Below are 20,126 nucleotides of genomic sequence, written 5' to 3'. Positions count from 1 at the left end.
TCAGTACGCCCAGCGGTTACGCCCTGACTGTTTTGCACGGTAAAGTGCGGCATCAGCCGTAGCAATAATCTCATTGGCATTTTTCCCGTTCTCTGAATTTGCCAGCCCCATACTCACTGTTACCCAGCCACTCACTTCTGACTTTTCGTGAGGCAATGCTTTTTCCGCCAGGCATTGCTGAATACGTTGCGCAACACGTTCAGTGTCTTGCTGGCTGGCATGAGGCAGTACAATGACAAACTCTTCGCCACCATATCGGGCGACCAGGTCCTCTGGGGTACGTACCGCACTTTTTAAGGCATCAGCAACATTCGCCAGGCATTTATCGCCAGCCTGGTGGCCATAATTATCGTTGTAACGTTTGAAGTAATCGACATCAAGAATGATGATGCTGAATGGAATTTGTTGGGCAACAGCGTGTTGCAGGTGGTCTTCCAGAGCCCGCCGGTTGGCCGTTTGGGTGAGTGCATCCTGGTGTGCCATTGTGTCCAGCCGTGATACCAGAAGCTGGTTTTCGTTATAGCGTTGCCAGGCTTCATTAAACCAGCGAACCAGTAGCCATCGGCTGTAGATAAAAATCAGGGTACAACCTCCCCAAATCAACAAAATCCGCGCATTAATACCCTGATTGATATACAAACTGGCACTGAAGGACATAAACCATAATGGCAACACAAAACAGAGCAATAAACTCAGGTGAAAATAGAGCGCAACCACAGTGCTCAGAAGCAGCGTAACACTGAGTGGGAAAGCAAAAGGCAAATGCCAGAAGGCGGTGAAAACAAAAGCGCTGAATGACCAGGCGGCACTCAGCAGAAGTAAGACAACCTGGCAGCGTATTCTGAAATGGGGTGAACAGATCATTTTGCGGTGCGACAGCACAACCAGCATTACCACTCCCGCCAGCACTACACACATGAGCATATCAATAACTGGAATTAACTCGCGCGCTGTCAGAATGGTTGCGTCGTCGTAGCCCATTAATCTAAAACGAAGCAGCACCATCAGCGAAAAGGTGGCGTGGACACAGGCAAGGAAAGGTAAAGCCCGGGCCAGCGCATGGTTGACCATATCATGTCTGTTCAACCATTGAGGTGCGGTTTCAGATACCCGATTATCGTGTGGCGGCGATATCTTCACAAAAAGCTCCCGTTCTTTTTATCCTGATAAGTGTAATCGCTGCATACAGGTTTGCTGCCTGCTTCCCACTTTTGGTCGCTATTTCGGTAATAACGGTATGTAAGTACAGCAAATATGTTTATCATTGGCCCTTGCCTTTATAACTATAAACGTACTCAGCCAGAATAGTGCCTGGCCTCGCTTTCTATTTGCTCTGTATTTCCGCGTTATTACCGCAGTCTGTGATATCCCATTGGCATTCTTTTTCTGTAGCCAGTTAATACATTTTGAGAATAAACGGCAGGAGCCACAACGTGACGCTGTATGACATAAAACCGCAGTTCCAAAATTTGTTAAGACCCCTTGTTGCCCGGCTTTATTCCCGTGGTGTTACCGCCAATCAGGTCACTTTGCTGGCTATGGTGTTATCACTGCTGGTGGGGGGCATTTTGATTTGTGTCCCGCATACAGCATTATTTGCCTTACTCCCGCTGTTTTTGTTTTTCCGCATGGCATTAAATGCCATAGATGGCATGTTAGCCCGGGAATTTAACCAGCAATCGGTAATGGGGGCAGTGCTGAATGAGGTTGGGGATATTGTGTCAGATGCCGGCCTGTATCTGGCATTCGCTTTTCTTGCCGGTGTATCGCCAGTTGTCGTTGTGCTGGTGGTGTTGCTGTCATGGCTGACGGAGTTTTGCGGGGTACTGGCACAGGTTTTAACGGGCACGCGTAATTATCGTGGGCCTTTGGGGAAGAGTGACCGCGCATTTCTCTTTGGCGCGGTTGGGCTGGTTATCGCCATCTGGCCTGAATATCTCCCCTGGGTGAATCACGTATTTATTTTGGCCGCACTGCTTCTGGTCTGGACCTGTATCAACCGTTGCCGTAGTGCAATGGAGGTGCCGCATGTCTGATTCAACTCACCTTCTTTATGTTTGCCTTGGGAGCATATTCGGCATTTTAATTCTGGCAACGCTGATTACCCTTGGGCTAAAACTATTGCGGCCGCAGAAAAACTGGCTGGAGCTACAGCAGCGGGTGACCAGTTGGTGGGTGATTATCGTTTTATTCTCTCTGGCGATGCTGTCGCCAAAATGGCTGGCACTGACTTTCTTCGGTTTTATTAGTTTTCTGGCACTGAAAGAGTTCCTGACCCTTTCCCCAACACGGCGTTCCGACAGCATTCCGTTATTGTGGATGTATGCCGCAATTCCGGTGCAGTATCTGTGGACGGGGATGTCGTGGTACGGCATGTTTATTATCTTTATCCCGGTTTATGTTTTTTTATTTCTGCCTGCCAGGATGGTGGTTGTCGGCGATACCAAAGGTTTTCTGCATTCAGCCAGTGTCATGCACTGGGGCATGATGACCACTGTATTTGCGTTAAGTCATATTGCTTATTTACTGACGCTGCCGGGTTCAGAAACCAAAGCGGGAGCGTTGTTGGTGGTTTTCCTCGTTGCTCTGACTGAGCTAAACGATATTGCTCAATATTTGTGGGGCAAATCGCTGGGCAAAATAAAAGTCACCCCGAAGGTCAGCCCAAATAAAACGCTTGCCGGGCTGCTGGGTGGGGTGTTTACCACGATGCTGCTCGCCGTTATTTTGGGGCCAGTTTTAACACCAATGAACGGGTATTACTCCCTTGCTGCAGGCCTGGTGATTGGGCTGAGCGGTTTTTGTGGTGATGTGGTGATGTCGGCGATTAAACGTGATTTTGGTGTTAAAGATTCAGGGAAATTATTACCAGGCCACGGAGGTATTCTCGACCGGCTTGATTCCCTGATTTATACCGCGCCGCTGTTTTTCCATTTCTATTACTATTTCTATGTGTAGAGGGCGCGTATGAATCGCCTGTTACGCTGGATTTTTACGTTGTGTATCGCTTACCCGGTTGTCTGGGTATGGCTGGGGGTGTCTGTCGCGGGGCGCAAAAAGCTCCCGGTTAACGGCCCGGCTATTATTGTTGCCAACCATAATAGCCACCTGGATATTTTAACCTTATTTACCCTGTTTCCTCTTTCAACTCTGGTTAATGTTCAACCGGTTGCCGCCGCAGATTACTTTCTCAAAAATAAGCTGATAAGTTGGTTCGCCCTGAAGGTGATTGGCATTATTCCGGTACACCGGGGGGCTCACCAGGCGAACCCTTTGCAGGCCTGTGCTGATGCGCTGGCAAACAACAAAATTGTGATTATTTTCCCGGAAGGCACACGCGGTGAACCGGGTAAATTTTCATCCATTAAGTCGGGAATTTGGCATTTAAGCCAGCAGTGCCCGGATGTACTTATTACGCCGGTGTATTTGCATGGGCTTGACCGCTCCATGGGGAAAGGCCAGAAAATCCCGGTCCCCTTTTTTATTGATATCTACGTAGATAACCCACTTCACTCTGACGCGGATAAAAATCGCTTTAAGCAGGATTTATTAAACCGCTTTATCGCATTACAACAACTCACCACAAGGAAACAGCATGAGTAAGGATACCCGCCACTTTAATGAGCGTGAGTTTTTAACCAGTGATGGTACTGAACTGTTCTTTCGCCACTGGCCTGCACCCGAGGCAAACAGCCATAAAGTGGTAGTGATGTTTCATCGCGGGCATGAGCACTCCGGCCGCTTACAACATATTGTTGATGAGCTACTGATGCCGGATACCCACTTTTATGCCTGGGATGCCCGCGGGCACGGAAAATCTCCCGGGGAACGCGGGTACAGCCCCAGCCTTGCCCGTTCAGTGCGAGATGTAGATGAGTTCGTGCGCTTTGTGGCACAAGATGCCCAGGTAAGCATTGAGCAAATTGTGGTGGTTGCCCAGAGTGTAGGGGCTGTTCTGGTTGCTACCTGGGTGCACGACTATGCCCCAAAAATTCGCGGTATGGTGCTGGCTTCACCTGCGTTTAAAGTTAAATTGTATGTGCCTTTTGCACGGGCTGGCCTGGGGCTGCTACAGCGCATTCGCGGCTTGTTCTATGTGAACTCGTATGTCAAAGGGAAGTTCCTCAGCCACGATGAAGAGCGTATTACCAGCTTTGAGCAGGATAAACTCATAACCCGCCAAATTGCCGTTAACATTTTGCTGGATCTCTACCAAACGGCGGAACGTATTGTTGCTGACTCTGCTGCTATTACCATTCCCACCCAATTGCTGATTTCGGGCAATGACTATGTGGTGCATCAAAAGCCACAACAGCAGTTTTATGCTGGCCTGCGTAGCCCGGTAAAAGAGCAGCATATCTTACCGGGCTTTTATCACGATACGCTGGGGGAAAAAGAGCGTGCGCGGGCTTTCGGGCATATGCGTCGTTTCATTGGTGAACTTTATGCTCAACAACCCTGCCAGTTTGATTACAGCCGCGAAGATTGCTGGAGCCCCAGTGCGGATGCATACCGGGAATTGCAGGCACCGCCTGGGCGCTTTTCACTGGAAGGCGCCGGGTATGCGGCGCTGAGCCTGGGCATGAAAACACTTGGCCGCCAGTCTCGTGGAATGAGTCTCGGCTATGAAACCGGATTTGATTCTGGCAGTACTCTGGATTATGTCTACCGTAATGAACCTGAAGGGAAGGGGATACTGGGGCGGATGATTGACCGCCAGTACCTCAGCAGTATTGGCTGGCGGGGCATTCGTGTGCGCAAGGAGCATCTTCAACAGATGATTGCACAGGCCGTTGCCAGGCTGCACAGTAATGGCCAACCAGTTCGCGTGGTAGATATTGCCGCCGGTCATGGCCGCTATGTACTGGATGCCCTGGAAAAACAGGCGGGTATCGACAGCATATTATTGCGCGATTACAGTGAGCTGAATGTGGAAAAAGGCCGGGCCATGATTGAAGCGCGTGGCTTGGGCCAACTGGCACAGTTCACAACCGGCGATGCATTTGACTACGGTTCACTGGCGGAGTTGGCTCCCTCTCCAACCCTGGGTATTGTTTCCGGGCTTTATGAATTATTCCAGGACAACAGCGCTGTCAGCACATCTTTAGCTGGCCTGGCAGCCGCCATTCCTCCCGGCGGCATATTGATTTATACCGGCCAGCCCTGGCACCCACAACTAAAAACTATCGCGTATACCTTAACCAGCCACCGTAATGGTATTCCATGGATGATGCGGGTGCGCAGCCAGGGGGAAATGGATTCACTGGTCGCGCAGGCAGGGTTTGAAAAGTGCCATCAACTGATTGATGAGTTTGGCATTTTCACGGTATCCATGGCGGTGAGAAAACACGATGGCTGAACCTGACCTGGCGGTGAATCGCGCTATGCTGTACCGGCGTGGCGTTTGCTGGCTGTTGCTGCTGGCTCCGCTCTTTTTCCTGACTTACGGCCAGGTGAATCAGTTCACCGCGAGCCGCGCTGGTGTGGGGAGCATGGTGTTTAACTGGGAGCACTCTATTCCTTTCCTGCCCTGGACCATTGTGCCTTACTGGAGCATAGACCTGCTGTACGGGCTTTCTCTGTTTATCTGCACTGTGCGGCAAGAACAGACTCGGCATGCCTGGCGCTTAGTCGCCGCCTCTTTGGTTGCCTGTACCGGTTTCCTGCTATTCCCGCTGAAATTTACCTTTATGCGCCCGGATGTTCCGGGTGCTTTTGGTTGGTTGTTTCACCAACTGGAGCAGTTCGACTTGCCTTATAACCAGGCACCTTCGCTGCATATCATCCTTGCCTGGATCTTATGGCTGCGCTTCCGGGAACACCTGCACGGCTTAATGCGCCAGGTCTGTGCCGGGTGGTTTCTGTTGATTGGCGTATCCGTTCTTACAACCTGGCAGCATCATTTTATTGATGTTATTAGTGGGCTGATAGTGGGGGTTCTGGTTAGCTACCTGGTGCCGGTTTCAGGCCGTTGGTGCTGGCAGCGCCCGAGTAAGCAGGCGTTGCGCCTGGCCGTGAAATATTGTGCAGCCAGCATATTGTTTGCTCTGGCGGGAGCCGTTATCCCCTACGGGTACTTCTTGTTTTGGCCGGCACTGTCTGTGTTGGTGGTCGCGCTTGGGTATGCCGGGCTGGGTACGGCGATATTCCAGAAGAGCAGTACAGGTACGCTGTCGCTGTCTGCGCGTCTCGTATTATGGCCTTACTTAGCGGGGGCTGCACTTTCCAGAGCCTGGTTTTCCCGCCATCTCGCCCACAGCAATGTGGTGTGTGATGGGGTGGCACTGGGTGGTTTCCCTGCCAAAGGCAGGAAGGTTTCGCAGGCTGCTGTGTTGGATCTTACTGCTGAATTTCACATGTGCCGCAGTCAGCCACAAGACTGGCTGTCTCACCCATTGATGGACCTGGTCGCACCAGATGAACCCACTCTGCGCCATGCAGTGAGCTGCCTTGAACAGTTGCATCAGGCACATGGCAATGTATTGGTGTGCTGTGCATTAGGGCTATCGCGCAGCGCAACGGTTGTTGCTGCCTGGTTGCTCACCAGGGCTCATGTGTCTTCAGTGGAGCAGGCTGTTAATTTGATTAAGTGCCAGCGACCGCAAGTGGTTTTTACCCCGGCACATATCGCGTTACTGGAACATTACCGGGCAACACACCTCAGAGAGACCCAATGCCAGACATCATGCTAACTCACCGGATTATGCGTATTCATTTGTCTTCATGGCGTTATTTTGCCGCGCTGACGCTGCCGCCATTGTTCGTCGGGTTTCTGCATTTAGCGTCGTGGGGAAGCCTGGTTTCGTTGGTGTTGTTTATCTCCACGCATTATTACTGTTGGCGGTTGTGGCTTGATGGGCGGCTGTTTCAGTTAATTGAAAACAATGAGAATTTACTGGAATTTGACGCTGGTATGGCGTGTATCTGGGGTGAGCGTTCCGGTGAAGTGCGGGATATAGCTCAACGCTGGCGTGGTGCTGTAAGGCTATTTTACCGGGCAATCGTCTCACTGATTTTATTGTGGCTGGCGGCATTGGTGAATGTGGTTTACTGGGTTAGCACCAGCCAATAACTATTGGTAATCAAAGAAGTTGTTATTTAAAAAAGGATTACGCAGATACCACGTTTTGTCACAAACGAAGTTCGATGGAGAGTCCGGCCTCAGAAAAGCAAAAACCCAGCCATAGGCTGGGTTCTCTGAATGAGTGGTGCCCGGACTCGGAATCGAACCAAGGACACGGGGATTTTCAAAACTCGTGTCATGGCAGTTTCTAAAATACCCGAAGGGAAAGGATACCAGATTTTTGAGTTGATCAACGGCGAATAAAATCTAGGAATCCTTTACCTAACTGAGTAATATTCATAGGCTTTTTGCTGGATTGCTCAGTAATTATTGATGCAACCCCCGATGCAAACTCATCAAAATCATCCAAGTCAGTAAATTGAACTAACGAGCGATTTGCCAGATCATACATAATTGCTCTGAAATGGCTTCGCTCAAATGTTGTGGAAAAATGTTGCTCGGTAGTTATTAGTACCTCCTCAAGACTATGATGCTTAGCATATGTTTCAGCATGCTCATTTATAAATGATAGGATATTAATATGTGAAACAGTCAACTCGTCTATATATCGGAGGTACTGAAAAATAATTTCTTCTGAAGGTAAACGTAACGACACTGTCGAGATCAGAGCATTTCGTAGAGCTTCAGTTTTTTCCTGCTGATGATTTAAGATAGCAATGTGTGTTGACTGATAAAGGAATGAGATAAAGCTCTCATTAGCTGCTAACGTTTCAGGAAGTATTTTTTGACTCTCTCTTATCTCCTCTACAACTTTGGCTATAGTTCTTGCCCATTTATCTTTACGGGCTTCGAAAGGGTCAATTAATCCTGTAAGTTCAGTTGCTACTGAACCTACGAACGGTATCGAACCTAACGCTCCTTTAATTAGAGCCATTGTTACTTCAAGTTTTTTATCATTCGGGGGAGCTAGATCTGACATGTTATACCTTTACGCCAATATCGGATTAAAAATTATATCAATATTGATTTCTAAGAAGTTGAAATTACTCATTCTCAGCATTGCATATATTTTGCTTGTTTTAAAATTAATTAAAAATCCTATAAAATAGAGTTGAGAGATATTTGGGGTGCTAGAGTTATTGGAAGATATACAAGGTGTTGATGTTTTCTTTGCTCAAGATTTAGCTATGATTTTTCAGTTTTTTAAGTTGCTCCTTAAGCATTAAGGTAATGTATCTTGCAGAAATAATACACCCGTCTTCCTGATAATCGTCATTCTTATCAACGCCACCCAAGTCAACAACTGCCTTAGCACCAAAAACCAAAGGGCTGCTCAACGATTGAGCCGCAGATTCATAAAGTGAATACATCTCCATTTCCAATCCTGCCATTTTTCTGTGCTGCATACCAATTTTTTTCATCATTTCACTATCGGCTATAACTGCCGAACCAGAAGAGAGTGGCGCAATTCTTATTTTCATGCTTTTTAATGCTGAGTTGTATAAGTTGTTTCTGAGGTGATTTATTGTTTCTAGATCCTCGCTAGATTGTTCAAGGTCTACTTGAAGACTTCGGGATAATTCTGCATAATAAGGCTCTTGCTCAAAGTTTCCATCTTTCCATTTTCCGGTTTGATACTCCCAACAAGTTTTCCCAACTATGATATCAAGAAAGTTCGATTCTCCTTGGACACCTGCACATATACCGCTCATTGCAACTATCTTTGGCTGAAAAAGTTCAATGGCTTTGGAGGAAATGATGGCCATATTCACAAGCCCCATTCCTCGGGGAGTAATGATGAACCCCCTTGAACCATCAATTTCTACTTCCTGACAGTTCATCCCATAAATATTTTTTTTATTTCCTAACGTGCAATTCGTTTCTTGGTATGCACCGCGTTCACTACTTAATGCACAAAATATTAGAAAGTCACAGCGAACCTTTTGAGATGCTCTGTTTATTTTTTGTTTTAGTGCCAGTTTCCAATTAAGGTCTTCTGCATAATGAACGACAGTTATACCTGATAGATTAAATAATTGAATGTCTTCAATTTCACTTATGACAAATTGAGTTAATGCGATTGCTTCAGTTTGGTAGTTCTTGCTGATTGAAAACTCTTGAATTAACTCTGATGAGCAATCTCGTTCGTTAGTCGAAGAACTGTTTTCTGGAAGAAACATATCAAATATAACTAGATCATAAAGTGTGGTGCAAATGTATCTCTTTGCCTGAGCTAAGTCTGATGCTATTGATATAGAAGGGGTAATTGAACGTTCGCTCAGTTCTTCTGTGATAGTTTCCTTTATAGATTGTAACTTTTGGTGGTTGTCTTCAATAATAAGTATATTCATCAATTCCTCAGGAATTCAGTTGTTACATTAATCCATTTTGCATTCTTTTTGCTTTCGTAATAACAGGCTTGTATATTTTTGAAGCCGTACATCTCTTTTAAAGTTTCCGCAGATTCATCAATAGGATAAGGCTCACCTTCAATTTCAATTTCTGGATATTGAGTTAAAATTAGAATGGGAATGTGCATTATTTTTTTCATCTTCAATTCAAACAAAACTTCAATGCCACCTGTCGGCATTGGCACTGGAGTTCCCTGCCCAGGTAGCGCCTTATGGCTAGGTAATGACATATCTAGTACAATTTTTAGAGGAGTATTATGCACGAGATACCGGACAACATCTTTTACATTATCAACAATGGTACGTCCATCAATATCATATTCTAACGCAACACATATATCGCTTATTTGCGATGATTTGTGTGCATCATCTTCAACTATCAATATCATCGTATATACCTCTATGGTCAAGATGAAAGTCAAATTCGAAACATAGCAAAAGCTCTTTTTCATTAGAGTAGAAATTGAAATTACTTATGCTTCCTTCCTTCTCAAGCCTTTTTAGTTTTTTCATTCCACTATTTCCTTCAATGATGTGAGCGTCATCTATGAAATTAGAATCCTTATCTGCTGATTCTATAAATAGTCTTATTTGTGATTCGGATTTCAAGATATCCTGAAGACATCCTAACTCTGTCGAAAGAGATAGTCTTATTGTATTACGTGCCGAAGAAGGTAAAACATTAAAGTGAATGGTGCCATCCAGCTTTCCATGCTTAGCAGCGTTATGAATTAGTACATAAAGTGCATCATATAAGATGTAATAAGTGCCGCCATCAATAGTAAATGTTTTTTCACCTATATCTATAGTAGGTTCAAAACCAATCATTCTCTCTTTAACTTCTGAAATTACAGCATTGAATAGTAAATAGATATCAGCACTTGGGGAAGCATAGCTAGGTTTGTTGAACCAAGAAGCCATTAGTCCGAATTTTTGACCTGTCAATGAGTTCACTTCTTGTGTGAATTTGGAAAATGTTCTTTTTAAATAAGGGCTTTGATTTTTAGGTGTATAAGAAAAAACACCATGTGAAGATTTTTTTTGACTTAATAGTCTTTTAGTCTTAGCAAGATCTTGCTCAACTAAACGCCAACAATAATCAATAATTAGATTAGGTAGTCTGATCACGCCAGTTCGTTTAGGATAAAGAGATAAAATATCAAAAACAAGTTGATTTGCAATTACTGTTTTAGCAGGAGTGTCTATTTCGGTGGTGATCAAACCTGCTGGTTTTCTCTTGCTTTTTATCTGAAGGTGATTTTTTACTAAATCTTCAATCATATATTCGTATTGGAGAAGCCATTCATCAAGCCTCCGTTTGAAGTCCTTGTCCTCGAATATACTATGATATTCTTGCTCGTTAGGAAGCTTTTGAATCTCTGTAATAGCTGTTCCTTTAAATGTTCCATGCCTTATTCTACGCCCAAGATATGATGCTATGCCGAATACCTTGTTTTCACAGAATTCTTTATAACATGCCAACAAGGATTCAATTAGTTCTTCTCCGTTACTGACTGAGCTGCCTTTGCTGGTCCAATCAAGTTTGAATGATGAGTCATTACTAATCATAAGATTATCTAAAATCATGGTTAACTTACTGACCATGTTATCTTCGAACCATTGCTGAAAATTCAATGGGTCAACATAAATTCTGGAGTCATCAATAGTACCTTTTTCTTTATTAATCTGTATATCTATCCTCAGCGTCTTAGCTCTATCTTTAAATCGTTCATCTTTTGTAATTTCACCATACCAAAATAGCATGTCGGCACGCAAATTGAGTGCATCAATTGGTTTGTCTGTTAAATGGAATAATGTACTAAGGAATGTTTCGTTTGAGATGGTTATTATATGTTCAGTAACTGCAGGTGAAACTTGGTGAAGATATTTTAACAATTCTAAAAGGTTACTATTGAATTCACTAATACAAAAATCTTGAATCGTAGCTCTTAACTGATGTTCTGTGTATTGACTTTTCCTATTTATAGTTATTAAGCATTGAGCTACAATCTTTAAAAGATAATCCTTAGCATCATCAGCAATTCTTTCTAAAAAATCAGGAGGGCATATTTCTCCGATATCACGTGTGTAGGACATAAGTTTTACAAATAAATACTGTTCATGCTGGTCGAGATATCCTTCTTTTTTAGTTAGAAGGTATATTAATGCCGATGAGTTCTCTAACATGCTACATGTGTTATTATTGTATTTATGCCAGTTTATTTCAACATCGACCATTTTCTCACAGCGTAATTGGTTTAGATTTTTTAAATTCTCAAAGTAGCGGTTTATTAATGGCCTTGAAAATTGATTTATTCTTTTGTTTGAAACATAGGGGGTGTAGTAGCTTCCATGTATTAGTAGGTAATTTAACGCCTTTTCTTGTTCAATGAAAAGAAAGCACTCTCTTAGATAATAGTGGCTTGTGTCTTCATCAACTTCATCGTAGATAAGATTAGGATCGAATTCTATTGAGCAAAATTCTTGATGGATTAGTGTTAAATCCGAATTTATTAGATGGGGGGGGATGAAAGGTAATTTAAATTTTGATATATTTTGATAATATAGGAAAGCATCAAATAATGAAAATGAGTAATAGGCATTTAATGTTTTTAGGAAAACATCATAATTGTTTGGTATTGGGTTGATGAATGATTTTGCAATCAGGCCTTTTTCAAAATCAGTTGACAACTCATTTATACGTTTGCAAATAGCTAAATGTGATGTACGTAAGTTACTTAATTGTGAGACTGCTTCAGAGATAAAGTTATTGTTCGAAATTTTTATGGACTGCTTCAATTTGTCAATTTTGTTAAGTAACTCTTTATCTTCTAAGGAGAATAACTGATATCTATTGGTTATGAATGATATTACCCTTAATAAATATATAGAAACACCCTTGTTTTTAACGAGGTCATCGCATGCCTCTAATGCTTTGAGAAATTCGTTTTTACTTAGATGACTCGATATACTATATGCACATTCTGTTAAAAGGCAAAGTTCATTTGTATAATTGCCTATTTCTTTAAGGATTTCGGAGAGCGTGTATTCATGTGGTTGCTTTATGCCTTTTGGACAAAAATCATTAAATAGTTGCCCAACATCAGTTTTTTCAAAAAAAGTGTGTGTACGTACATATAAAAGTGAGTTTTTATAATCTGTGCGTGTGCAATTTAATTTTATTTTTTCAAGTGCGGTTTTTGTACTTTTATAACTATCTGAATCAATTCCTCTGAGTAAATTCCTCGCTTTTTTTGTTTTTATATTATGAATTTGTATACTGTTTGGAGACGTCTTTTGTGAAGTAAAGAATCTTATAGGATTTAAATCAAATTCGTTTGACATCTCATTGTCCTTAATTGGTGAGAAGGAATTAATATTTGATTTCACAAATGTATAAGCGATGAGGCTGGAATCGTTAAAGTTCAAAATTAATTATTCGATAACCAAGTACTATAAGCGCTAAACACGCTACCGCCCTCAGAACGTTTGTTCTGCATGCTGGATAAATGCTTTTGTTTGATGCTAATGATTTCTTCATTAAAATCAAGGGAATTGAGGGAATAATTTTTTTGCCTCTCACAAAGTTGGGTTGGGTTTACAATCGTGGTCGACAATTTAGTGGGCATGGATGTAGACAGGTTATGATCAATAAGAATTGCAACTGAAATTATTGTTGCATGTTATTGATTTTAATGGACTAAAATATGCATGTATTCATCAATATGCATGGACTTAACCTGTCCCTTCTCCTTCTGATAATCCCATTCCTTGCTTTTCAGCAACCGGGATGCCGGAATGGACCGACACGACAAACTTGGGTACCGACTTGGCCTGATACTGACACGCCTCAATAATGGGGAGTCACTGACCGTCAGGGGCCTTGCTGACGAATTTAACGTCTGCGAAAAAACTATACGGCGTGATCTGACTGAGCGCCTTGCTTACCAGAACCTGCTCCGACAGGGTAAACACTATCGGTTGCCTAAAGGGATTCTTGGACAGCGCAACAATACGGATTTGCGTCGTTTTACCCGCATTCTTGGCATTGAAGGACTATTTCCGCGCTGGGAAGACCGCCTGCTGAACGTATTGCTGGGTGATACAGAAAACAATCCCTTCCTGATTAAGCAACGCCCTTACGAGAATTGTGGTGCCTTCATGTCCACCCTTAATGCTATTTCCGGGGCGATTCAGGCATCCCGGAAGATTGCGTTTACATATAAGGACAAGACGTTTTCGGCCACTGAACCTTATCGTGTCGTGAATGACAGAGGGCTCTGGTATCTAGCCGCCCGGCACGAAGGATCGTTGAAGAGTTTTGCAGTTTCCACGATGACCCATGTGCAGGTCAGTAATATGCGATTCAACCCCGATCCGGTTGTGAGTCAGCAGGTGGAACATGCGGAAAGCATCTGGTATGGCGATAAACTGACCGAAGTGCTGATTTCTGTTTCTGTCCGTGCGGCGTCTTACTTCACCCGGCGCAATCTTTATCCCGGTCAGGAAATTATCCATACAACGCCAGCGGGTGATTTGCTCATTATTTCGCGTGTGGCGCACCCACGGCAGATTATTCCGCTTATCAAATACTGGTTGCCTGAGGTGGAAGTTATTAAGCCTGCGTCCATCCGCAATCAGATTATTGACGACATGCGCAGTGCGCTCACCCGATATGATGAAATGAATGGAGAAACATCAGATGAATAACGAAACGACTTTATACGACGATAATGACGCGGAAAACGCTTTTGAAGCGCTCGCAGTGGATTTACTCAGTGGGTTACTGGGGGTGCATGATAATGCGCAAAATGCCGAGCTGAAAGACTGGCTGGACAGTCCTTTCCCCGTTCAGCCAGAGGTTTTACTCAAACATGCCGAATTTATCTGTGAGCGATTTCAGGCGGGGGACGACAGCCACCTGCTGATGCACGGCATTGATGAACAACTGGCGGCAATGACGCTTTCCCGTAAGGAACGTTTCAGCCCTATGAATAAAGGAATGGTGGGATATTCTGCTCCTCGTGACCTGGAGAAAGTGAATGCGCTGCTGAAGGTCATTATCACCTGGTATGAGTGCGAAATCGTCCGGCTGAAGATGAAGTATGGCGAGATTACGCCACCAGGGAAAAAATAAACCGCACCAGTAAGTCAGTGAGAAGGGAGAGCACAACGCTCTCCCTTCTGTTATGTATTCACGTCACAATTTTACGATGCCACTTTTTAGCGCCAGTCGGACACACTTGTTGGCCTCCTGCATAATGACATCGTGCGGATACATATTCATTGCACGATACCCGTCTGATTTCGCCATCTTTCCTTCCATGCCTGCATTATCCAGAATGGCTTTCCATGCATCACGTATTTTCTTTGAGTCCTTTTCGCCCACACCGCCGGAGAGCGTGCCAAACAGCTCCTTGTTGTTGTCGCCAATATTTTTGTATTCCTTTGCATCCGGGTCCAGCAGCATGGCCATTTGTGTTGACTGACGGGTGGCTTCATAGCAACGGCCTGCTGTTTCCAGTGAGATTTGAGCGGCGGATGCTGAAGCAGATGCTGCCAGAATGCATGTGGTGAGAATGATGTTTTTCATTAATTTAACCTGTGAAAAATGAAGAGGTTTGAATTCAGCTATTGATAGCGCTAGCGTTAATGGGCTATTCATCGCCTTTGCGGTTGGCGGAGGAGCTGTAATAGCTGACGCATTTATCGGCGAAAGCTGCCTTCTGGTAAGCCCGGGGAAGCTCATTTTCCAGAGCATCAGAGTTTTCATTAATGGATTCCTGATCAACGCCGTGGCGGGCCAGCTCGTTGTGCAGCCAGCTTTTGGTAAAGGCGATGTCACTTCCACTGGACTTCATAAGCCCTTCATTGCCGTCCAGTGCCAGATAACAGCTCACCCGGTTTTCAACCTGAACCAGTCCGGCATGAGCGCTGACAAGCGGGATGAGCGAAATAAACAGTGCAGTAAAAATCTTGTTCATGATGTTTTTTTCCTTAAATAACAGGCCATGCGGGATACCGCAGAATGAGCATATCGGGTGGGTGGGACAGGTTATGACCACAGGGGAAAGAATTTTCAGTGATGGATGAAGGCGCGTCGAAGTGGTGCAGAGAGTCGCCAGCATCCGGGTGAGGCGGGCTCCATGATGCAGCCCATACGGGCAAGGTCACGGCGGGCCGTGCGGGGTGAAATTCCGAATAGCTGTGTCAGCACACGAACTGACAACGTCTTTCCCTGACAGAGCAAAATGACGCAGTGGCAGAGGCGTTCAGCAAGTTTTTCAGCGCGGGCCATCAGTCCTCCCATACGCGCCAGGTATTCCCGCGTTGCAGTCGTTTAAGCTGGCGATGCAGGACCACGGCATTATCCGGTCTTCCGGTCAGGCACTCCGCAGTGAAGCTGTGGCAGTTTTCCTTCAGCAGGTGATACTGACGTCTGGAGCCCAGCGCCCGTAATGCCCGACCGGCTGCGGCGATATTTCCCACGGGCAACCGTCCCTGACAATCGGTATAGACCGACATGGCAGGATTCAGACCATTTAGTCTGGCCATAAATCCTTTGCGGTCGCTGCAAAGCACCTCACCATCACCGGACAAATGCACAATACGGTTATTGCCGGTGTAGATACCGCTGTGGGTGACATAGCCGCCTGCCAGTTCGCACCAGACGATACCGCCTCTTGCCGGTTCGTCCACCGTGTCACGAATAACATTATCGGTGAAGCTTTCCGCCAGACTGAACAGAGGCCGGTATATCACCAGCCTGGAAATAAGCGTGAACAGCATAAAACTTCCTCAGCAGTCCGGGGAAACGGTGACGGTGAAGACATCCATCGCGCAGTACGCCACAAAATTATCCCGCCAGAGCGCCCAGAACTCGCTCAGCTCATGGTTTAGCGACAACTCTCCGATTAGGCAGTGCCAGGCATAGCGTTGAGACCAGCTGATATCGAACTCCTTTGCCAGTTCGGGCCAGGCGCGGCCCTGCCAGCTAAAGTCGGTGAGGTAATCGAGCTGCCATATTTCAGGTTGCTCGCTGCGGATAAGGCGAATTTCTACCGGGTGCCAGCCACCGTTTTCGGCGCTGTACTCCGGGTCACGAAAGTTCAGCACGACGCCCTGACATGTGTTAGGCAGTGCCGCGAGGTGAGTGGTTATCAGTGCGATAAACTCGCCACTCAGGGGAAGGTCAAGCGTGGGCTGATGCAGTATGGATGAACAAGGGGTCACAGATAAGCTCCTTATAGCAATATAAATTGGGTTGTCTTCGGCAGTGCAAACGTCATGAGGGGGGGGGGTAAGGGCAAGGGGGATAAAGGGGGTCAGGCAGAAGGGGAAATTGTCAGCAGTTTTTCCAGTCGCTTTTCCCAGTCGGGGTAACAGCGATGGCTGAACGCTCCGCCGGAACCCTCTTCGGTGAGACAGATATCAGCACAGCGAAGAATGGCGGCGAGGAAACCCGCATTATTGCGGCTGGCGCTGGTAAACAACGGGCGCAGAGCCATGGAGGTGAAATCACCGGCTTCATGGGCTTTCAGAACGCCAGATATAGCACTCAGGGCAATCCATTCCCGGGAGAACAGACCACCACTGTCGTTGGCGGTAATGCGCAACCCCCGTTCCCCGTCCAGATTTTCAGTCATCTCCCAGTGCAGCAGGCCAGTGGAATGCGGATTAATTTTCTCGGCCTCACCAGTAAGAACACAGAGGTTGTAGTGGTCAACTATTTCCGGACAGTTTGTTGAGCCGTTTTTCCATATAATCAGGTGTAAAGCCTGCATTATGGCTATGCGGTCGTTGTTGATTGTAATAACTCATCAGGTAGTAACTGATATCTCGCTGAGCTTCATCTAAATCACTGTAACCTCGTTTTGGCATCCATTCGCTTTTATAACTGCGAAATAGTCGTTCCATCGGTGCATTATCCCAGCAATTCCCCCGGCGGCTCATACTTTGATTAAAGCGTTTACGCCACATCTGTTGTTGATAGGCCAGACTGCTGTACTGGCAACCCTGGATGCCCTTCTAAGTGTCAAGTCGTTATTTGAGTGCTGTTAATCTGCCGATTTTGATTGCGAAGCAGTGTGAAGACCTCGCGTGCGATATAACGTTTCAGGCAGCGCAGCGCTTCCATTTTTGAGTGCCCTTCCGCGACTCTTTTCGCGACATACTCCTGCGTTTTCGTATCTGTACGTAACCGGCCTATAGCGATGATATGCAGGGCGCTATTTGCTGCGCGATCTCCACCACGGTTCAGTCTGTGGCGATTTGTTTTTCCTGATGAGACGGGAACGGGACTGACTCCGCATAAGGCCGCGAAGCCAGGCTCAGACTGCAGCCGTTGAGGGTTATCACCCGCAGTGATCAGCAGCTGAGAAGCGGATTCATAGCCGATAGCGTTACGCTTGATCAGCTCAGGTGCCAGCTCATCAACGATTGACGCGATCATGATATCTAGGTCTGCTATTTCATCGTGAAGTTCAAGATATCGTCGAGCCAGCGATTTCAGGGCAATACGATAAGCATCCTGAACATTACGATACGCCGTCACATCCGGCCGCCATGCGGCCAGGGTTCGAATCAGCTGCATCCGGGTCAGATTACGTAATTGATCACGTAGTTCATCCGGAGATGAAACGATATTCATCTGGATCATTTGCAGCGCAATACGACGTGCTGCAACGGCTGTTTTTCGGCAGACTTTCAGAACGCGGAGTGCTTCAATCATCCCGCTTCGTGTTTTAGGTGTGACAGTGCGTATCAATGAGAAAGCTGCGTGGGCGGCACTTTCAGCATCAATTGTGTCACTTTTTCCACGCCTGCGGCGTTCCATTTTATCCGGAGCAGTCACTTCCAGCACGGTGATGCCGGCATTTTGCAGGTGGCGTAGCAAGCCAGCGCCGTAAGAACCGGTACATTCAACTCCGATGCGTGCAACCGTTCCAAAAGATGCCATCCATGTCAGCATCTGCCGATATCCCTGCCGGGTTGTCGCGAAAAAATCACTGCCTAAAACGCGATTGTTTTCATCAACTACTGCAGCAACGTGTAGGTCCTTATGCGTATCAACGCCGCCCACGACAAACGGTGGGCGAACTGATTTAGTCTTCGCCATAGCCTAATCCTTTCTGGAACTTATCGTCATTTCTCCTGACGATAACCCGGACAGGACAGTAAGGAGACAAGACGTCAGGCCCTTCTTGAGTCACGCGCATCGGTGAGGAGAAGCCTCGCATGAAGTACTTTCCGTCAACCGACGGGTCCAGGGAAAGACACATTTCTGGTCGATCAGAGTGTGAGTCAGGTAGCCGGAAAGTCTTCACTGCATCAGTGATCTCACCGCGCGAACAAAACAGCAAGCATGATGATGAGAACTGACACAGACATTCTTACTGTCAGTGAAACATCACGCCTTTTGGTTGCCCACGCAGGTGGTAAGCCATCTCTAACGCTTTGATTGCTAATGCACTGTCTGGAGAGCGTGATATCGCCCAACCAATAACTTTTCTTGCATATAAATCGATAACGACAGCCAGGTAAACCCATTGAGAATCCGCCCAGATATAGGTGATATCACCACACCACACTTGATTAGGGCCAGCAACGTCGAACTGACGTTGCAGTTTATTTTCTACCGTTGAATGAACCTTTCCATTTGTTTTATATCTGTGTCCACCGGGTTGTTTACTAACGAGCTTTGCTTCTTTCATCAGGGCCGCCACTTTGTAACGGCCCATATTAATTCCCTGCATTGCCAGTTGGGTGACCAACGTTCGTTGACCTGCTGAGCCATTACTTTTGTTGAACAGCCGTGTCACGACAGACCGCTGCTGCAGGCGCTCTGCATCGATGAGGTCTTTCTTTTGTTCCCGTTCGTAATAAGTTGATGGCGCTATATCAAACAGACGACAGAGCGCACGGACTGGCAGGTACGATTTGAAGCGAGTAATCAGCGCTTGTGCCTGAGTTCGTCCGTCATCAAGAGCGCTGTAGCCTTTTTTAGAATGTCTTTCTCCAGTTCAAGACGGTCGATACGTTTACGCAGTTCCTGAATTTCCCGTTGCTCTGGCGTTAGTGCTTGAGCACCTTCGGGTACGAAGCCTTGCTGCTCTTGCCTGAACTGCTTAATCCAGCGGCGTAATGCAGTCGGCCCAATGCCTAACGCATCGCATGCCTGAGTGACGGTGTAGTTCTTATCCAGCACAAGGCTAACGGCTTCAAGTTTGAACTCCGGGGTAAATCGAGAACGGTCGTGATACATGGGCACCTCTGTTAATGGCGCTACTATAGCAACGCCTTTAATTAGTGTCCGGTTTTATTAGACCACTACACCCCGTTTCCCCGTAAAAAATGTGCTATGGTGACTGTTAATGAAAGTGACTGATAGGCGATTGACATAGAGTGATGACTGATAAGTAATAATTCATATTAATAATATATAAATGAAATCGCTTATTACTCCGATAATTATATTGGTTAGTGTGTGTTAGTTATATTAATCCCTAGGTCAAACATTAAACTTGTGGAGTTTTCACGCTTATCTGCTACCATAATATAAGCCATGGAAGATGAATGGCTAATCTGTTGAAAATATTATATGAAAAGATACGCTGTCAGCGTGATATTTTTATCGTTTAAACTATAGCATTTATTCGAGGTGAAATTGTTATTACTTTATAAATATATAT

At 45.6% G+C, this 20,126-nt stretch carries 22 protein-coding genes and 1 pseudogene; 8 read left to right on the top strand and 15 right to left on the bottom strand.

Going from position 1 to position 20,126, the window contains the following annotated elements; genetic code table 11:
* Window positions 1–1,140 carry a GGDEF domain-containing protein gene (locus tag DES37_RS02235; protein WP_245929942.1) on the bottom strand — a complete coding sequence of 380 codons (1,140 nt, stop codon included), beginning with the start codon at window positions 1,138–1,140 and terminating at the stop codon, window positions 1–3.
* Window positions 1,141–1,433: 293 nt separating this feature from the next.
* Between DES37_RS02235 and DES37_RS02230 the strand changes: the two genes are divergently transcribed.
* From DES37_RS02230 to DES37_RS02205, 6 genes are read left to right on the top strand one after another with little or no spacing between them, the layout of a single operon-like run.
* Window positions 1,434–2,036 carry a CDP-alcohol phosphatidyltransferase family protein gene (locus DES37_RS02230; protein WP_110024675.1) on the top strand — a complete coding sequence of 201 codons (603 nt, stop codon included), beginning with the start codon at window positions 1,434–1,436 and terminating at the stop codon, window positions 2,034–2,036.
* Window positions 2,029–2,958 (top strand): phosphatidate cytidylyltransferase, encoded by a 930-nt coding sequence (locus DES37_RS02225; protein WP_036105849.1) that lies wholly within the window; start codon window positions 2,029–2,031, stop codon window positions 2,956–2,958. Before DES37_RS02230 ends, DES37_RS02225 begins: the two co-directional genes overlap by 8 nt.
* A gap of 9 nt (window positions 2,959–2,967) precedes the next feature.
* The gene (locus DES37_RS02220; protein WP_110024674.1) at window positions 2,968–3,603 is read left to right on the top strand and encodes a lysophospholipid acyltransferase family protein; all 636 of its coding nucleotides are present in this window, start codon (window positions 2,968–2,970) and stop codon (window positions 3,601–3,603) included.
* Window positions 3,596–5,359 carry a bifunctional alpha/beta hydrolase/class I SAM-dependent methyltransferase gene (locus DES37_RS02215; protein WP_110024673.1) on the top strand — a complete coding sequence of 588 codons (1,764 nt, stop codon included), beginning with the start codon at window positions 3,596–3,598 and terminating at the stop codon, window positions 5,357–5,359. The genes DES37_RS02220 and DES37_RS02215 overlap by 8 nt, the downstream gene beginning before the upstream one ends.
* Entirely contained in the window at window positions 5,352–6,692 is a 1,341-nt protein-coding gene (locus DES37_RS02210; protein WP_110024672.1) for a phosphatase PAP2/dual specificity phosphatase family protein, read from the top strand. Before DES37_RS02215 ends, DES37_RS02210 begins: the two co-directional genes overlap by 8 nt.
* Window positions 6,674–7,072 carry a hypothetical protein gene (locus tag DES37_RS02205; RefSeq protein ID WP_110024671.1) on the top strand — a complete coding sequence of 133 codons (399 nt, stop codon included), beginning with the start codon at window positions 6,674–6,676 and terminating at the stop codon, window positions 7,070–7,072. The genes DES37_RS02210 and DES37_RS02205 overlap by 19 nt, the downstream gene beginning before the upstream one ends.
* Window positions 7,073–7,313: 241 nt before the next feature.
* Here the strand turns inward: DES37_RS02205 and DES37_RS02200 are convergent, their stop codons facing one another.
* From DES37_RS02200 to DES37_RS02185, 4 genes are all read right to left on the bottom strand, one after another.
* On the bottom strand, window positions 7,314–8,003 hold the full coding sequence (locus DES37_RS02200) for a hypothetical protein (RefSeq protein WP_110024670.1): 690 nt from the start codon (window positions 8,001–8,003) through the stop codon (window positions 7,314–7,316).
* Between the two features lie 202 nt (window positions 8,004–8,205).
* Window positions 8,206–9,375, bottom strand: a complete 1,170-nt coding sequence (locus DES37_RS02195) for a phosphorylase family protein (protein WP_110024669.1) — start codon at window positions 9,373–9,375, stop codon at window positions 8,206–8,208.
* Window positions 9,375–9,824: a DNA-binding transcriptional response regulator gene (locus DES37_RS02190; RefSeq protein ID WP_110024668.1), complete on the bottom strand. Its 450-nt coding sequence runs from the start codon at window positions 9,822–9,824 to the stop codon at window positions 9,375–9,377. The genes DES37_RS02195 and DES37_RS02190 overlap by 1 nt, the downstream gene beginning before the upstream one ends.
* Complete coding sequence (locus DES37_RS02185) at window positions 9,808–12,780, bottom strand: hypothetical protein (protein WP_110024667.1); 2,973 nt, start codon at window positions 12,778–12,780, stop codon at window positions 9,808–9,810. The genes DES37_RS02190 and DES37_RS02185 overlap by 17 nt, the downstream gene beginning before the upstream one ends.
* A gap of 453 nt (window positions 12,781–13,233) precedes the next feature.
* Here DES37_RS02185 and DES37_RS02180 point away from each other — a divergent pair, with 453 nt between their 5' ends.
* Together DES37_RS02180 and DES37_RS02175 are read left to right on the top strand one after the other, a co-directional pair.
* Window positions 13,234–14,145 (top strand): helix-turn-helix transcriptional regulator, encoded by a 912-nt coding sequence (locus DES37_RS02180; RefSeq protein WP_110024666.1) that lies wholly within the window; start codon window positions 13,234–13,236, stop codon window positions 14,143–14,145.
* The gene (locus DES37_RS02175) at window positions 14,138–14,572 is read left to right on the top strand and encodes a hypothetical protein (protein ID WP_110024665.1); all 435 of its coding nucleotides are present in this window, start codon (window positions 14,138–14,140) and stop codon (window positions 14,570–14,572) included. Before DES37_RS02180 ends, DES37_RS02175 begins: the two co-directional genes overlap by 8 nt.
* 63 nt (window positions 14,573–14,635) lie before the next feature.
* On the opposite strand, the gene DES37_RS02170 is transcribed toward DES37_RS02175, so the two are convergent.
* From DES37_RS02170 to DES37_RS02120, 10 genes and pseudogenes are all read right to left on the bottom strand, one after another.
* Complete coding sequence (locus DES37_RS02170; protein ID WP_110024664.1) at window positions 14,636–15,028, bottom strand: hypothetical protein; 393 nt, start codon at window positions 15,026–15,028, stop codon at window positions 14,636–14,638.
* Between the two features lie 64 nt (window positions 15,029–15,092).
* Window positions 15,093–15,419: a hypothetical protein gene (locus DES37_RS02165; protein ID WP_032718569.1), complete on the bottom strand. Its 327-nt coding sequence runs from the start codon at window positions 15,417–15,419 to the stop codon at window positions 15,093–15,095.
* Window positions 15,420–15,514: 95 nt separating this feature from the next.
* The gene (locus tag DES37_RS26020) at window positions 15,515–15,733 is read right to left on the bottom strand and encodes a DeoR family transcriptional regulator (protein WP_275376167.1); all 219 of its coding nucleotides are present in this window, start codon (window positions 15,731–15,733) and stop codon (window positions 15,515–15,517) included.
* Entirely contained in the window at window positions 15,733–16,224 is a 492-nt protein-coding gene (locus DES37_RS02155) for a lecithin retinol acyltransferase family protein (RefSeq protein ID WP_245929940.1), read from the bottom strand. Before DES37_RS02155 ends, DES37_RS26020 begins: the two co-directional genes overlap by 1 nt.
* Before the next feature lie 9 nt (window positions 16,225–16,233).
* On the bottom strand, window positions 16,234–16,668 hold the full coding sequence (locus tag DES37_RS02150; RefSeq protein ID WP_245929938.1) for a DUF2787 family protein: 435 nt from the start codon (window positions 16,666–16,668) through the stop codon (window positions 16,234–16,236).
* Window positions 16,669–16,760: 92 nt separating this feature from the next.
* Entirely contained in the window at window positions 16,761–17,081 is a 321-nt protein-coding gene (locus DES37_RS02145; RefSeq protein ID WP_245929936.1) for a hypothetical protein, read from the bottom strand.
* Window positions 17,082–17,157: 76 nt separating this feature from the next.
* Window positions 17,158–17,454 (bottom strand): annotated as a pseudogene (locus DES37_RS25825) (integrase core domain-containing protein); the annotation flags it as partial.
* Window positions 17,455–17,470: 16 nt separating this feature from the next.
* Window positions 17,471–18,553, bottom strand: coding sequence for an IS110 family RNA-guided transposase (locus DES37_RS02135; protein WP_020803817.1), 1,083 nt, complete (start codon window positions 18,551–18,553; stop codon window positions 17,471–17,473).
* Window positions 18,554–18,833: 280 nt separating this feature from the next.
* The gene (locus DES37_RS02125; protein WP_245929956.1) at window positions 18,834–19,367 is read right to left on the bottom strand and encodes an IS3 family transposase; all 534 of its coding nucleotides are present in this window, start codon (window positions 19,365–19,367) and stop codon (window positions 18,834–18,836) included.
* Window positions 19,368–19,387: 20 nt separating this feature from the next.
* Window positions 19,388–19,699 (bottom strand): transposase, encoded by a 312-nt coding sequence (locus DES37_RS02120; protein WP_110024660.1) that lies wholly within the window; start codon window positions 19,697–19,699, stop codon window positions 19,388–19,390.
* Between the last annotated feature and the right edge of the window lie 427 nt (window positions 19,700–20,126).

The organism is Mangrovibacter plantisponsor, from assembly GCF_003182475.1.
Lineage (GTDB): Bacteria > Pseudomonadota > Gammaproteobacteria > Enterobacterales > Enterobacteriaceae > Mangrovibacter > Mangrovibacter plantisponsor.
This window is presented reverse-complemented; position numbering and strand designations above follow the sequence as displayed.

Bases quoted from the DNA above. Each gene is read 5' to 3' on its own strand.
- DES37_RS02190 (WP_110024668.1), bottom strand. From the start codon at position 9,824: ATGATATTGATAGTTGAAGATGATGCACACAAATCATCGCAAATAAGC.
- DES37_RS02225 (WP_036105849.1), top strand. From the start codon at position 2,029: ATGTCTGATTCAACTCACCTTCTTTATGTTTGCCTTGGGAGCATATTC.
- DES37_RS02220 (WP_110024674.1), top strand. From the start codon at position 2,968: ATGAATCGCCTGTTACGCTGGATTTTTACGTTGTGTATCGCTTACCCG.
- DES37_RS02120 (WP_110024660.1), bottom strand. From the start codon at position 19,699: ATGTATCACGACCGTTCTCGATTTACCCCGGAGTTCAAACTTGAAGCC.
- DES37_RS02195 (WP_110024669.1), bottom strand. From the start codon at position 9,375: ATGAATATACTTATTATTGAAGACAACCACCAAAAGTTACAATCTATA.
- DES37_RS02185 (WP_110024667.1), bottom strand. From the start codon at position 12,780: ATGTCAAACGAATTTGATTTAAATCCTATAAGATTCTTTACTTCACAA.
- DES37_RS02165 (WP_032718569.1), bottom strand. From the start codon at position 15,419: ATGAACAAGATTTTTACTGCACTGTTTATTTCGCTCATCCCGCTTGTC.
- DES37_RS02145 (WP_245929936.1), bottom strand. From the start codon at position 17,081: ATGACTGAAAATCTGGACGGGGAACGGGGGTTGCGCATTACCGCCAAC.
- DES37_RS02170 (WP_110024664.1), bottom strand. From the start codon at position 15,028: ATGAAAAACATCATTCTCACCACATGCATTCTGGCAGCATCTGCTTCA.
- DES37_RS02135 (WP_020803817.1), bottom strand. From the start codon at position 18,553: ATGGCGAAGACTAAATCAGTTCGCCCACCGTTTGTCGTGGGCGGCGTT.
- DES37_RS26020 (WP_275376167.1), bottom strand. From the start codon at position 15,733: ATGGCCCGCGCTGAAAAACTTGCTGAACGCCTCTGCCACTGCGTCATT.
- DES37_RS02205 (WP_110024671.1), top strand. From the start codon at position 6,674: ATGCCAGACATCATGCTAACTCACCGGATTATGCGTATTCATTTGTCT.
- DES37_RS02200 (WP_110024670.1), bottom strand. From the start codon at position 8,003: ATGTCAGATCTAGCTCCCCCGAATGATAAAAAACTTGAAGTAACAATG.
- DES37_RS02215 (WP_110024673.1), top strand. From the start codon at position 3,596: ATGAGTAAGGATACCCGCCACTTTAATGAGCGTGAGTTTTTAACCAGT.
- DES37_RS02210 (WP_110024672.1), top strand. From the start codon at position 5,352: ATGGCTGAACCTGACCTGGCGGTGAATCGCGCTATGCTGTACCGGCGT.
- DES37_RS02155 (WP_245929940.1), bottom strand. From the start codon at position 16,224: ATGCTGTTCACGCTTATTTCCAGGCTGGTGATATACCGGCCTCTGTTC.
- DES37_RS02180 (WP_110024666.1), top strand. From the start codon at position 13,234: ATGGACCGACACGACAAACTTGGGTACCGACTTGGCCTGATACTGACA.
- DES37_RS02175 (WP_110024665.1), top strand. From the start codon at position 14,138: ATGAATAACGAAACGACTTTATACGACGATAATGACGCGGAAAACGCT.